Genomic DNA, 13,599 nt, shown 5'->3' on the forward strand with positions numbered 1-13,599 from the left:
AATGACGGCAGTAACCTACAGTACATAATGACAATATAAGAAACTAAAAGTCCGTATCATCTCAGTGCCCATAAAGGCTGCAGATGTACGGACTTGATGAAAAGTAGGCACAAAGGAGATTACATGAACTGCATGAAGAAAAGCTATGACGCGGGTACTCCCGTCACAATTCCCCGGCCATGTGTCCCTATATAAACCCGTCCATATTCCTGCATGTCACCGCAGATATGCAATACCAAGCCATATTGATGGGCATCATCGTTGATACGTACCCAAGAGTTAGCCGCATCGTCAGAACGGAAGAAACCATATTGCCCGTTGATTACGCCTATCAGATAGATGGCAGGATAATCATTACCCGGCTTTGCCTTGCCGAAGCCAAAAGCATAGATGGTACGTACCTTATCCAAAACACGGAAATCAAATTTTTCTGAAGTGACAGAGTGGTACAAACCATCATAAGCTGCAATCCACAAATCTTTTTCACGACCGGGAGTAGCATAGATACGGTCTTGCCCTCCACGCAGATCTCCTCTTCGTACAGCGGCACCGGCATTACCGCGTTGGGACCGTTTAACCGTTAAATTCAATGTGTCGGCATGAAAAGTCGCCCCACCATCCTCGCTGCTATACAATATTTCGGCCACAGCATCTACAGCATAAAAACGTTTGGGGTTCACCTTATCTGCTATGACGCGGATATTCTTAGGCAAACCACGGCAAACTTGCCAAGAAGCCCCCTTATCACGGGTCAGATAAGCCTTCGAGCGGTCGGGTATCCAAATCCAAGAAGAGCCATCTGCTGCCACGGCGATATGCCCATTACGAGACTTCTCTGTTGGAACGGTAGCACACATAGTCCAGTGCCTGCCCCCATCTTCTGAATATGAGATAGTCTTTGCATCCGGCTGATGGCCAAACAGTGTACCAACCCTGACTACCAAATCCTGCTTCAGCCAAGCGCCTGTCACTCCATTCGTATTTCCGAAATGAGGATTGGCATGGCTGCCCAACGAATCGGGTCGATTGAGGTCGAAATGCGTAAAGCCACCATAATCACCGATACCGGAAATCAGGCGCGCCCCTTTTTCGGGAGCATAAAGTTCGAGAGGCACGGTCTCTTCGATACCGGCAGACATGATACTCCATTTCACCGGTTCCTCGCGTTCCACGGCAGAGAGATTAAAAGTTTCCCAGCCACCGAAACCGGTGGTAAACATGGCATGTTCAGCGTCGGTAGGGTCTATCTCTATGTCGAACATCCAGTGTAGGGGCGCTACCTTTGTATAGGGAGCTTTGGAATAATCATACTCATATCCCGTCTTGAAAATCGGTTTCCAGCTCTTGCCACCGTCAGTCGTACGGAACATCTCATCACTTTTATAACCGTGCTTGCCCCCTAGACTGTGTGTACTGGCAATCAGATGCTTCGGATTACGAGAATCTACAGATACGGCTGCATAGCCAAATCCTGCCTTTTCGCCACCTGGCAGTCTGACGGGAGAAATGTCTGTCCATTTGCCTTTACGGATATCGTATTTCCACACACCTCCATCCCCCATCTGGCTTGGACCGGGAGTATCTCCATACGTCAGAACCAATTGCCCGTCACCGGTCAAGACCATATGCGTGGGGCGATACTGCATCGGCTGTCCCCCGACCGGCTGCCAACTTTCACCATAGTCGTGACTCACAAACAGATTTTCCCTGCCCATCAATGACACTGCCACATAAATGTCACGGGTGCCACGCTCGTCGCGAGTGCCTTGTGCATCATAGGCAACACAGACAATACCACTGCCGCGATTCCCCCATGCGGCACGGTCGACGGGATTAAGCTTCTCGGAGACATTCGGGAAAGACGCTACCCGTGCCCAGCTCCTCCCCTTATCCGTACTGCGCCATAAGCCATGCAAACGGGTTCCCATATAAATGATATTCCCATTCTGCGGGTCCACCATCATCCGTTCCCCATTACCACGCCCATTCTCGTTGCCACCCATCGTAAAAGGCACATCAACGCGAGCAAAGGTTCTGCCGCCATCATAAGAACAGAGTATGGCCCCATTGGAGCTACTGGTATACGTACCGCAGGCAATATACACGTTCTGTGGATTCTGCGGGTCAATGGCAATGCTCTCCACTCCCTGCAGATTGCTTTCATCCAGACTTATCCAGTCCAACAAGGGCGTCCACTGGCAGGAAGCAGCATCCCACCGATAGGCCCCTCCCATATCGGTGCGGCAATAACGGATACCGGGAGCTTCTGGGTGAAAAACAATACCGTCCACAAAGCCTCCTCCCACTATCGGTACGCTCTTCCATTCGTAAGAAACGGAATTCACCGGAGATATATCTTGGGCAAGCATTGACATGCCCCCCAGCATCAAACTTATTCCTGCTAAAAACAACTGTCTTTTCATAAGCATCAGAGTTCTAAAACAAACGTTCTTGATATTTTCTTCAAAGATAGGAATATTTCATTGATATTTCAGACTGAAACTTTTGCTCAGTGCACATATAATCCTAACAACCAACGTTTTAATAAAAACAAGAAACTAAATCAAGCCATAAAAAGATTAAAACGGCACCTATCACAGTTCTTCTCTCTAACAGTTTTTGTAACAACAATGCAACATATATGACACAAAAACACAACACGTATGTCCGAACTTTGTCGCCGACAAATCATTCGACAACAACAGATTATGAAAAAAAGTGCATTGACAGTACTGATTGCCCTGCTGCCGTTGGCCGCAATTGCCCAAACGCCCTCCATCAACGAGGACGGAAAAAAGATTGAAAAGGAGAAGATGGAAACCAAAGACTACCTGCCGGAAGTCCACGGAACCATCCGCGCCAAATACGAATATCAGACCACCATGGGTGCAGGACGTTTCGAAGTACGCAATGCCCGCGTCAGCGTGACGGGTAACGTATTGCCCAGCGTAGCCTACAAAGCCGAGATAGACCTCTCCGACGAAGGTCAAATCAAGATGCTGGATGCCTACGCCCGGCTTTTCCCGACAAAAGGACTGACAGTCACCGCCGGACAAATGCGCGTCCCCTTCACCATCGACGCCCACCGCTCACCGCACCAGCAATACTTCCCCAACCGCTCGTTCATCGCCAAGCAAGTGGGCAATGTACGGGACGTGGGGTTCACAGTAGGATATACCCTGCCTACCGGTGTACCTATCACTGTGGAAGGAGGACTTTTCAACGGTTCCGGACTGACTAACCAGAAAGAATGGCACAAGGAAGTGAACTACTCCGCCAAAGCCCAATTTCTCTTCACCAAAGGACTGAACCTAACACTGAGCGTGCAGAGCATCCAGCCGGAAGAAGTACGTATGCAATCCTACGACATCGGTGCCTACTATGAAACCGGCCGTTTCCATATCGAAGGCGAATATTTGTACAAGCAATATTCCGACAACGCTTTCAAAGATGTACACGCTGTCAACACCTTCATCAACTACGATCTGCCGTTACGGAAAGTATTCAACAAAATGTCTTTCCTGCTGCGCTACGACATGATGACCGACCAGAGCGACGCCAAAACCGCCGATGAAGAAACCGGCAGATTGACGGTGACCGACTACAAACGCCAACGCCTAACGGGCGGCATCACCTTCAGCCTCAGCAAAGCATTCCGCACAGACCTCCGGTTGAATTACGAGAAATACTTCTATGCCAAAAACAGCATAGCGAAGGAGTCGGAACAAGACAAAGTAGTATTGGAATTGATGGTACGCTTCTGATATTTCTTGGCTTCCCCTTGTTTCTTTCATTCCAAAAATGTATATTTGGAATAAATTATTCCGAGCTATGGCAAATCCAATCATACCCGGTATACCGCAGACTGAACAAGACTTATTGTATAGTAAACTGAATGCATACAATCAAGGGAGAGCCTCTTATAAGGAAGTAGGGGCCTATCTTATCGTACTGCCCCGGCCTGAGTATCTCCAATATACTTTGTGGATTTACTCTCCACTGCCCGGGAGACAGTCCATCTTCTACATTTGCGACCTTTCCACCGACATTCACGAAACGTTGCGGATGGCAAGCACGCTATGCTTCTACTCACCGCGCAGCCTGCTGCTTGTGGAGTACAATGCCAAAAGAATGCAGAGCAAAGGGGACGACATTATCTCCATAGGCAAATACCACGGACATTTCCTGCACGAAATTCTCCGTATAGACCCTGCCTATCTTACGTGGATAGCCTTCAAATTCCAGCCACGCATCCCCAAGCAGGAACGTTTCGTACAGATTGCCAAGATTTACCATTCAGTCCACCTCGACATACAACGAAGAAAAACGTACCAAACCACCGGCGGACGTTTCCTGGGGAAGGAAGGGGAAAAAGTGGAGAACCTGACACTGACCGTACTCAGCGTGCGACTGGAAGACAACCCCTACAAGACGCAGCTCAAAGGGACCACTCCTTATTTCTATGTACGCCAAGTGTTGAAACTGAAAGACTCCATCGGCAACTTCGTCAGCATCCGGCTGAATGCACGCACGGCAAGCCGGAAATCATGCCAGCTGCCCGCCGTGGAACATGCCTACCAGATGGGAGAAGTAATGAAGATAGCATCGGCACGCATCGCGCGTACCTATATAATAGGAAGTACGAAATACACCCGATTGACACATGTAAAGTTACACGTCCCTACCGGGTAAAAGATTTTCTATCAGATACGAACCACACGCTGCATACGGCTGCTTTCCCAGGCTGCCTCAATCAAGCGGATGACTCCGACCACCTCGCGGGCATCGCTCTGCAAAGGTTCGCCGTGGTGGATATGCCGATAGATATTCTCATAAAAAGCTGCATAATCACCGGGAAGACTTGGATAGGGTTCATAAACAATTCTACCGTCTTTTTCCGTATAAAGCAGTCCCCAAGAGGATTTGTCCTCCTCGCCCCAGTGCGAAGTGCCGGGCAATACGCCCTCGGTCAAGGCGGCTTCCTGCGGGTCGAAACCATATTTCACGTAAGAACCTTCCCTACCGTGGAGGACGAAACGGGGTTCGCTCGCACACATCAGATAGCTGGATTTCAGCGTTATCTTCACTTCGGGCGCCTTTGAGGGACGTAGCAAATGGATGATGAAATAGTCGTCTACCTTGCTGTCCTTGCGCAACGTGGCAATATCTGCAAAGACGGCTTCGGGCATACCGAACAGCTGCACAGCCTGGTCTATGACGTGGGCACCCAGGTTATAGGTCAAGCCGCCCCCATCTTGTCCGGTTTCCTTCCAAGTATTCGGCTTGATAAAATTACGATAACGGGGGAAGGTGGATTCAAACTCCACCAGATGCCCCAGCAAGCCTTTGGACAGTATTTGCTTAACTGTCAGGAAATCGCAGTCCCACCGGCGGTTCTGGTAAACGCTCAAGGTCAGCCCCCGGCTTGCGGCAAATGCCACAAGTTCCTCAGCTTCTGCCACGGTGGTGGTGAAAGGCTTCTCCACAACCACATGCTTACCTGCTTCGAGGGCGCGGCGGGCATACTCATAATGAGTGCTGTCCGGCGTGTTGATGACAACCAAATCCAGCTCTTCCACTTCGATAAGTTCCTCAAAACTCCGCACAATACAAGCGTCGGGATACTTCTCCCGGGAGAGTTCCTTACTGCGCTCCGTAACGGCAGTCAATTCAAAATGAGGGTTAGTGGAGATGAAGGGGGCATGGAAAACACGTCCCGACATTCCGTAAGCGGCTAATCCGGTCCTTATCTTGTCCATATCGTTCTTTTTAAGTTCACCATTATTCCGTCACCAACGGACGCTTACGCCAATCGTCCTTCATATAGCTGTCGGGGTAGACCGTCTTATCAATAATTTCGCCACCTTTCAGACGAATCCAGGTGGTGAAAGTACGGGCACCTTCCTTCATCAAAATGACACGTGCACCGTTGGACAAATGGTTGTACTCGGTATTACCACCGGTGAAACGGCCGTAAGCCAGCAGGATACCTTTCCACATTACGGCATAATCGTTGTCATGATCGTGCCCGACAAACATACCCATCACATCACCAGCCTCTTTCATGGCAGTGAACATGCCCGTATTCAGTTCCGGAGCGCAAGCCTTTTCCATGCGGGTACCTATCAGTATGGCGTTCTCGTCGGAAGCGGCTTCGTTATATTCCGGCAAAGGAATATGGAAAAATGCTAGTGCAGGCAAAGGTTGCCCACCGTTCTTTGCTTTATAAGTGGCACTCTGCTGGCGGTACCAGTTCACCTGGTCGAAAGTGAGCCAGTCGTACCCCTTTACGTCGGGTAGTTTGGAGTAGGAATGGGAATCCAGACAGTAAAGCAGGGCTGCATCCTTCTTGCCGTCCGAGGATTTCAGTGTGAGGACATAGTCGGGAGATTCTACTCCGCCACGGTCGGGCTGGATATTGAAAGGCATGGAACGGATAACGTCATAAAGCTCAGCACGTGTTTTTCCCTGCTCGTTGTCGTGGTTGCCAAAGGTTACGACAAAAGGAATCTTACGGTCCGTAGCATAGGAAAGCACCTTGCGCATGGCTGTATCGGCAGGTGCGGCATAAACCACATCGCCGGTAAAGACTACTAAATCGGGGCACTCAGCATCAAGCACCTCGCCAATACGCTTCAAAGCAATATCCGAAGCCGGATTGCCATACTTGAAGTGGATGTCTGTAAACTGGACGATTTTAAACTCTCCGTTCTTGTTGAACTGCAAAGGCGATACTTGTGCCGGGCAGAACAAGGAGGATAAAAGTGCCAGACAAAAGGCCAAGGAGATTTTCTTCATATAAGTGGATGATTAAATTGAGTTGATATTATTATTCCTTCACTATCAATACAGTGGCATAGGCGGATATACCTTCCTCCCTGCCCGTAAAGCCGAGTTTCTCCGTGGTGGTGGCCTTGATGGAGATGGCATCCTCGTCTATTCCCATCACCGCGGCAAGCGTACGCTGCATTTCGGGAATATAGGCCTTCAACTTAGGCCGCTCAGCGCAGATGGTGGCATCAATGTTACCTACCGAATAGCCTTTGGTAGCTATCAATTCTATTGTTTTCTTTAGCAGAATCTTGCTGTCTATGTTCTTAAACTCACCGGCAGTATCAGGAAAATGATAGCCGATGTCACGCATATTCGCCGCTCCCAGCAATGCGTCACAGATAGTATGGATGAGCACGTCCGCATCCGAGTGCCCCAACAATCCCTTTTCATGTTCCAGGCGGATACCGCCCAGCCAAAGTTCGCGCCCTGCCACCAGTTGATGGACATCAAAGCCAAAACCTACACGTATCTTCATATCGTTGCTTCTTTAAGTTGACACGAAAGTACGGAAAAAAAGCGAGGTAACAAGAAAAAACAAGACGAAGATAATCAGCGAATATTGAAGTCAAGTACTTTCCCTTCCCCAAGATAACCCTGCAAGTGCTGTCCGATGCTGACGGGAGCGACTCCCGCGGGTGTTCCCGTGAACAGCAAGTCACCGATTTTCAAGGTCATGAAGCGGCTGACATAGGCAATGATATCATCTACCCGGAACAACATGTCCGCTGTATGGCCACGTTGAACCTCCTTATCATCAATCGTCAGACGAAAGTCCAGATTCTGTACATTGCCGCCCACCTGTTCCAAAGGAACAAAGGTACCGATAGCTGCCGAATTGTCGAAACCTTTGCAAAGCTCCCACGGATTACCCGCCTCACGGAACTTACGTTGCAAGTCGCGTGCCGTGAAGTCGATGCCCACCGTCACCGCATCGTAATAGCGATGGGCAAAGCGAGGAGCAATATTCTTGCCCAAACGGCAGATGCGTACCACCACTTCCGCCTCATAATGCACTTCGTTGGAAAAGTCGGGGATAAAGAAAGGTTTGCCATCTTTCAGTATAGCTGAATCGGGTTTCAAAAAAATAACCGGTTCCTTATTCTCGTGTGTATGTCCCAGCTCTTTGTTGTGCAGAGCATAGTTCATTCCTACAGCAATAATCTTCATTACTTGATTTCGTTAAAGTTTAGTCTGTTAAACATCACGGCCAGATGGGCATAAAGGGAAGTGTTCTGCACGACAATGTTCTCGGGAACGCGGATACGGAACGGGGTGAAGTTCCATACGGCCTTGATACCACCCTCTACCATGGAATCCGTTATCTGCTGGGCTATTTCGATAGGTACCGTCAGCACGCCTATATTGACATCGTACTCCTGCATCTTCTGCTTGAACTCGTCCGAATGATAGATGGGGATGCCGCTCAATGTCGTACCCACCAATTCAAGCTTCACATCAAAAGCAGCCACTATCTCCAAACCGAAATGGCTCAGACCCGAGTCGCGCAGCAAAGCACCTCCCAAGCTTCCAACACCGAACAGAAATGCTTTGTGTATATTGGTAAATCCCAGGAAATCCTCCAGTACAGCTATCAGCGTGTCCACCTCATATCCCACACGCGTACGGCCCGAGATATTAACATACGAAAGGTCTTTGGCAATCTGTGAAGCATCAATATTGATTTCCTTGGAAATCTGGGTGGATGATACGAATCGTTCCCCCTTTTGTTTCAGCAACTTTACATTGGAAAGGTACCACGGAAGCCGGCGCAAAGTAGGTTCCGGCACCTTCATGGTTTCTTTTTTCTGTAACGGACTGCTCATAGTTTCTTATTTAAGTTCTCAATATTGCGATTGACAAAAGTAGTGCTTTTTTTCTAATCAGTAACACGGATGCAACAAAAGCTTAACATAATTTCTAATTGCATAATTCCACATAATATCGTACTTTTGGGAAGTTTTTTAAAAAAAAGTATGAAGAATAATGATTGGAAAGAACGGTTGAATATAGTCTATTCCACCAACCCGGACTACAAATATGAGATGAATGACGATGAGGAGCAAGCTACCCTCCCCCCTGCACAACAACGCTTGCGCGTGCAGCTGGACCGCAAGAACCGGGGCGGCAAAGTCGTCACTCTTGTCACCGGTTTCGTGGGCACCGACAATGGCCTGAAAGAACTGGGCAAATTGCTGAAAAGTAAATGTGGAGTGGGTGGAAGTGCCAAAGATGGAGAAATCATTGTGCAGGGCGACTTCAAACAGCGTGTCATTGACCTGCTGAAAGCTGAAGGATACACGCAAACTAAGCCCGTAGGATAAACCAAACCATCATCCGTCTCACTGCAACTGTAGAGGCATAAAAAAAGTGACCGTTTAGGAATTCAACCCCATATACGGCCACTTCTTTTTATAGAATCGTTTCTAAGCGGAATTATTCAGCGCGCAAAGTAAAACGTTTGAAGTCAACAACCTTCAATTCAGGATCAGCTTCTTTCAAGACTTCTCTAACTGTCTTCTTGCCGTCCATGATGTCTTCCTGGTTCAGCAAGCAAACTTCTTTCAAGAACTTGCCAAGACGGCCCTTAGCAATATTCTGAATCATTTGTTCAGGCAGATGTGCAGCTTTCTCGGCAGAAACAGTAGCAATGATTTCCTTTGCCTTTGCCACGTCTTCAGCAGTAATCCAGCCTTTGGCCATGTTGCTTTCCATGTGGTCTTCGCTGTCCACGTGAGCCGGGTTGATACCAGCCTTCTTCAAAGCGGCCTCAACAGCCTTCTGTACCTGTTCAGCTTTTGTCTTCTCGATAGCAACATCTATTTCCTTCTGCTTGATTTCTTCAGATACGCCATCTTCGTCTACTGCAATCGGGTTCATGGCAGCAATCTGCATGGCAATCTGCTTAGCCAGTCCTTCTTCAACAGCCTTGTTGAAAGCAACAATAGTGCAGAGGCCATTTCTGTTCATGTGGTTATAAACCACAGTGCTTGCACCTTCTACAGTCATGTAACCATCCAACTCCATCTTCTCGCCAGTGATACCGCTACGGTCTGTTACAGCATCCTGTACAGTACCGTTGCCCATCGGCAGAGCTTTTACTTCGTCCAGAGTCTTGCACTTGTTAGCCACGGCAAGGTCCAGAATGTCCTGAGTCAATTTCACGAAATCAGCATTCTGAGCCACGAAGTCAGTTTCGCACTTCAGAGCGATGATAACGGCAAAGTCACCCGTAGTCTTAGCCAGCACACAGCCTTCAGAAGCCTCGCGATCTGAACGCTTAGCTGCAACAGCTTGTCCCTTCTTACGGATAATTTCCATTGCCTTGTCGAAATCGCCTTCAGCTTCAGTCAAAGCATTTTTGCAATCCATCATACCAGCACCGGTCATCTTGCGGAGCTTGGTTATATCAGCCATACTTACAGCCATAATATCTTTTTATTTTAATTGTTAATAATATCCTTATAAAGTAATTGAGAGTTGAGAATAGAGAATTGAGAATTGCCGTAAAGTAACTCTCAACTTTCAATTCTCAACTCTCAACAGTATGATTAAGCCTCTTCTTCCTTCATGAAAGCAGCAGCCTTAGCGGCATTGATTGCTTCCTCGTCGGACTTGTCGAGTCTTGCTTTTGTAGCTTTCTTCTTACCTTTGTTGGCAGGAGCTTCACCGGCAGCTTCCATGTCTACCTTTTCGGCCTTACGTTCTTCCAGACCTTCCTGCATAGCAGCGCAGCAAGCATCAAGAATAACTTCTACTGACTTAGTAGCGTCATCATTTGCCGGGATTACGAAATCGATATTCGTAGGATCGGAGTTTGTATCAACGATACCGAATACGGGAATCCCCAGACGGTTAGCTTCACGAACTGCGATGTTTTCCTTCATTACGTCGATAACGAACAGAGCAGACGGCAGACGAGTCAGGTCAGCGATAGAGCCCAAAGTCTTGTCCAACTTTGCACGTTGACGTGAAATCTGAAGAATTTCTCTCTTGGAGAGGTTTGAATAGGTACCGTCGCTTGTCAACTTGTCGATGGTAGCCATCTTCTTGACAGCCTTACGGATAGTCGGGAAGTTAGTCAACATACCACCCGGCCAACGCTCGATTACATAAGGCATATTTACAGATGCAGCCTTATCGGCAACCACCTGCTTAGCTTGTTTTTTAGTAGCAACAAACAGGACTTTCTTTCCTGATTTAGCGATTTGCTTCAAAGCTTCAGCAGCTTCGTCAATTTTAGCAACCGTCTTGTTGAGGTCAATGATGTGAATACCATTGCGCTCCATGAAGATGTAAGGAGCCATTGCAGGGTTCCACTTTCTTTTCAAGTGACCGAAGTGGCAACCGGCTTCTAATAATGTATCAAAATTTGTTCTAGACATTTTCTTTTAAATTAATCGTTTACTTTCTTTTTTGTTTCTTCTAAACCAACCGCCGGGTAGTCTGAATCTGAAGAGTCCCGGTAGTTTAGATACTAAACGCTTTTTCAGTTGAGAGTTGAGAGGTGAAAGTCGAGAATTAAGCAACTTGTCCGCCCCAACCGTTCTCCAACTCTTAACGTTTACTGAACTGGAATCTACGACGTGCTTTCGGTTGTCCCGGTTTCTTACGTTCAACAGAACGAGGATCACGAGTCATGAAACCTTCAGAACGGAGAGCAGCCTTGTCCTCAGCATTGATTTTCACCAGTGCGCGGGCAATTGCCAAACGCAAAGCCTGAGACTGGCCGGTGAAACCGCCACCGCAGAGATTAACTTTGATGTCGTACTTTTCAGCAACACCCAGCTTATTCAACGGCTGTTTAACTACATACTGAAGAATGCTTGATGGAAAGTACTCTGCGAGGTCTCTCTTATTAATAGTAATCTTTCCAGTACCTTCGCTTACGAAAATACGTGCAATTGCACTTTTACGTCTGCCTAATGCATTTACTACTTCCATTATCTCTTATTTAAGTACGTTAATATCAATCATTTTCGGGTTCTGAGCATCGTGTTTGTGCTCGCTGCCGGCATATACATACATATTGCCCAGCAATTTTGCGCCCAACTTGTTCTTAGGCAACATACCCTTTACTACTTTTCTCAGTAACTTGTCATCACCGTTCGGTTTTGCCTGCAAACGGGCAGGAGTGATTTCTCTCTGGCCGCCGGGATAACCTGTATATGACAGATATACCTTGTCATTCCACTTGTTACCGGTTAATTTTACTTTGTCGGCGTTGATAATGATTACATTATCGCCACAATCTACGTGAGGGGTAAAGTTAGGTTTATACTTTCCTCTCAACAGTTTCGCAACTTTTGCGCCCAGACGACCCAATACCTGGTCTGTAGCGTCAACAATGACCCATTCTTTAGTCACTGTAGCTTTGTTTGCAGAAATGGTCTTGTAACTTAAAGTATCCACTCTTAATTGTTTTTTAAAATGTTACTACTAAAATTTTTTCTTCACCGCAAGCCAGTCATCCCGGACAATGGAAGATTAACTCGCTATGAATTAAATGCTTATCCTTTTGAGATAATAATCGGCTTGCAAAGGTACGGTTTTTCTTAGAACTGGCAAAAGTTTTCCACTTTTTTTTAGAGAGCCACTTGGCTGATATACAACAGACAAAGTTATCCTGCGGAGAAAGGGAAGAATCTCCGCAGAACAACTCTTTATGATGCGGCCTTCATCGGTCGGTGCCGTCATAGAAGGCTTTCAAAGCTGCATGAGAAAGAAACGGGAAAGAGAAAGAAATATCAACGGACAAGGTCTTCGGGAAATTTTGCAGGCATGCCCACCCGCTTCCATGTTTCATGGAACCATGTATTCAGTTCATTACCATTCAAGTCCTTAGCTATAAAATACTTCAGGTACATTACCCCGTCGTCCCCTATTTCAAACTCCAGTATATTGTCTTTATGGTCCAACATGGGCAAATGGATGTTTTTCTCAATGCTTTCCTTATAGGAATTATCCGTCAGCTGCTGATAAGTCCCATATCCAGTGATGATGGCATCTTTGCCTGGAATAATTGTAAAATTGACAATACGGCCGTCATCACTCAGCACTTTAAAGGTGTTACTCGGTTTCAATATCCCGGGAACATCCGGGATTTCAGACACATAATGACATAACTGCCAAATTCCTGCCAGTTCCGCAGGCCTAAACTCTGCGCTCTCCTGCGCATTGGCTCCCGCTACCGCAAGCAGCACCGCTGCCAGCATGGTAAAGAAATAGTTCCGTTTCATATTCGTATGATGTTGGTTAACGTTATGTCGTTCCGTTAGACACAAATATAAAGATTTATTTTGAGATTATAACATTTTTGGGTATAAAAAAAGAGGTTGTGTCAAAATGCTGACACAGCCTTTTTTTATGCGCAAAGCCCAGACTTTCTCAAGCCCGGGCTTTGTTATTACCCAAAGTTTTCGTATCTTTAGGCATAAAGTTTTTCGTTATGGCAAAGTTACATTTTCGTCCTTACATTCCCAACCAAACCGTTCTTTTTCCACAAAGAATTGATGAAAACATAGCTGCGAACGACCCGGTCCGCATCGTGAATGCTGTTATTGACAACCTCAATCTTGAGAGTTTCAAGAAGCTTTATAAGGAAACGGGCCGTTGTCCTTATCATCCTAAAATGATGCTTAAGGTGATAATCTACGCCTACATGAATAATATCTATTCTTGCCGTAAAATAGAGAAGCACCTCCTTCGTGACATTCATTATATTTGGCTTGCCGGTAATGAGCATCCGGATTTTATCACGATCAACCG

The 13,599-nt window shown here is 47.0% G+C and carries 15 protein-coding genes; 4 read left to right on the forward strand and 11 right to left on the reverse strand.

Annotated elements, in window-relative coordinates; translation table 11 throughout:
- Nucleotides 1–143 precede the first annotated feature (143 nt).
- The gene (locus CSD97_RS07425) at nucleotides 144–2,423 is read right to left on the reverse strand and encodes an exo-alpha-sialidase (RefSeq protein WP_227203983.1); all 2,280 of its coding nucleotides are present in this window, start codon (nucleotides 2,421–2,423) and stop codon (nucleotides 144–146) included.
- Between the two features lie 285 nt (nucleotides 2,424–2,708).
- On the opposite strand from CSD97_RS07425, the gene CSD97_RS07430 reads away from it, so the two are divergent.
- On the forward strand, nucleotides 2,709–3,764 hold the full coding sequence (locus CSD97_RS07430) for a porin (RefSeq protein ID WP_061411227.1): 1,056 nt from the start codon (nucleotides 2,709–2,711) through the stop codon (nucleotides 3,762–3,764).
- A gap of 67 nt (nucleotides 3,765–3,831) precedes the next feature.
- Complete coding sequence (locus CSD97_RS07435; protein WP_061411225.1) at nucleotides 3,832–4,692, forward strand: hypothetical protein; 861 nt, start codon at nucleotides 3,832–3,834, stop codon at nucleotides 4,690–4,692.
- Nucleotides 4,693–4,703: 11 nt separating this feature from the next.
- Here CSD97_RS07435 and CSD97_RS07440 read toward each other — a convergent pair whose 3' ends face one another.
- From CSD97_RS07440 to CSD97_RS07460, 5 genes are all read right to left on the reverse strand, one after another.
- Complete coding sequence (locus tag CSD97_RS07440) at nucleotides 4,704–5,759, reverse strand: Gfo/Idh/MocA family oxidoreductase (protein ID WP_057097605.1); 1,056 nt, start codon at nucleotides 5,757–5,759, stop codon at nucleotides 4,704–4,706.
- A 22-nt stretch (nucleotides 5,760–5,781) separates the two neighbouring features.
- Nucleotides 5,782–6,798 carry a metallophosphoesterase family protein gene (locus tag CSD97_RS07445; RefSeq protein ID WP_098032195.1) on the reverse strand — a complete coding sequence of 339 codons (1,017 nt, stop codon included), beginning with the start codon at nucleotides 6,796–6,798 and terminating at the stop codon, nucleotides 5,782–5,784.
- A 31-nt stretch (nucleotides 6,799–6,829) separates the two neighbouring features.
- Entirely contained in the window at nucleotides 6,830–7,309 is a 480-nt protein-coding gene (gene ispF / locus CSD97_RS07450; protein ID WP_005829658.1) for a 2-C-methyl-D-erythritol 2,4-cyclodiphosphate synthase, read from the reverse strand.
- 74 nt (nucleotides 7,310–7,383) lie between these two features.
- Nucleotides 7,384–8,001 carry a fumarylacetoacetate hydrolase family protein gene (locus CSD97_RS07455; RefSeq protein WP_061411220.1) on the reverse strand — a complete coding sequence of 206 codons (618 nt, stop codon included), beginning with the start codon at nucleotides 7,999–8,001 and terminating at the stop codon, nucleotides 7,384–7,386.
- Nucleotides 8,001–8,657 (reverse strand): redox-sensing transcriptional repressor Rex, encoded by a 657-nt coding sequence (locus CSD97_RS07460; protein WP_061411218.1) that lies wholly within the window; start codon nucleotides 8,655–8,657, stop codon nucleotides 8,001–8,003. Before CSD97_RS07460 ends, CSD97_RS07455 begins: the two co-directional genes overlap by 1 nt.
- A gap of 150 nt (nucleotides 8,658–8,807) precedes the next feature.
- Here CSD97_RS07460 and CSD97_RS07465 point away from each other — a divergent pair, with 150 nt between their 5' ends.
- Nucleotides 8,808–9,155, forward strand: coding sequence for a translation initiation factor (locus CSD97_RS07465; protein ID WP_061411216.1), 348 nt, complete (start codon nucleotides 8,808–8,810; stop codon nucleotides 9,153–9,155).
- A gap of 112 nt (nucleotides 9,156–9,267) precedes the next feature.
- Here CSD97_RS07465 and tsf read toward each other — a convergent pair whose 3' ends face one another.
- From tsf to CSD97_RS07495, 5 genes are all read right to left on the reverse strand, one after another.
- Nucleotides 9,268–10,260, reverse strand: coding sequence for a translation elongation factor Ts (tsf, locus tag CSD97_RS07470; protein ID WP_005829605.1), 993 nt, complete (start codon nucleotides 10,258–10,260; stop codon nucleotides 9,268–9,270).
- 122 nt (nucleotides 10,261–10,382) lie between these two features.
- Nucleotides 10,383–11,216: a 30S ribosomal protein S2 gene (gene rpsB / locus CSD97_RS07475; protein WP_005829604.1), complete on the reverse strand. Its 834-nt coding sequence runs from the start codon at nucleotides 11,214–11,216 to the stop codon at nucleotides 10,383–10,385.
- Nucleotides 11,217–11,388: 172 nt separating this feature from the next.
- Nucleotides 11,389–11,775 carry a 30S ribosomal protein S9 gene (gene rpsI / locus CSD97_RS07480; RefSeq protein WP_005829603.1) on the reverse strand — a complete coding sequence of 129 codons (387 nt, stop codon included), beginning with the start codon at nucleotides 11,773–11,775 and terminating at the stop codon, nucleotides 11,389–11,391.
- A gap of 6 nt (nucleotides 11,776–11,781) precedes the next feature.
- Nucleotides 11,782–12,243: a 50S ribosomal protein L13 gene (gene rplM, locus CSD97_RS07485; RefSeq protein WP_005829602.1), complete on the reverse strand. Its 462-nt coding sequence runs from the start codon at nucleotides 12,241–12,243 to the stop codon at nucleotides 11,782–11,784.
- 335 nt (nucleotides 12,244–12,578) lie between these two features.
- Nucleotides 12,579–13,070 (reverse strand): DUF4488 domain-containing protein, encoded by a 492-nt coding sequence (locus CSD97_RS07495; protein WP_035450126.1) that lies wholly within the window; start codon nucleotides 13,068–13,070, stop codon nucleotides 12,579–12,581.
- Nucleotides 13,071–13,279: 209 nt separating this feature from the next.
- On the opposite strand from CSD97_RS07495, the gene CSD97_RS07500 reads away from it, so the two are divergent.
- The coding region (locus CSD97_RS07500; RefSeq protein WP_143272414.1) for a transposase at nucleotides 13,280–13,599 on the forward strand (320 nt) is incomplete at its 3' end.

The organism is Bacteroides sp. AR29 (assembly GCF_900217715.1).
In the GTDB taxonomy this organism is placed as follows: domain Bacteria; phylum Bacteroidota; class Bacteroidia; order Bacteroidales; family Bacteroidaceae; genus Bacteroides; species Bacteroides uniformis.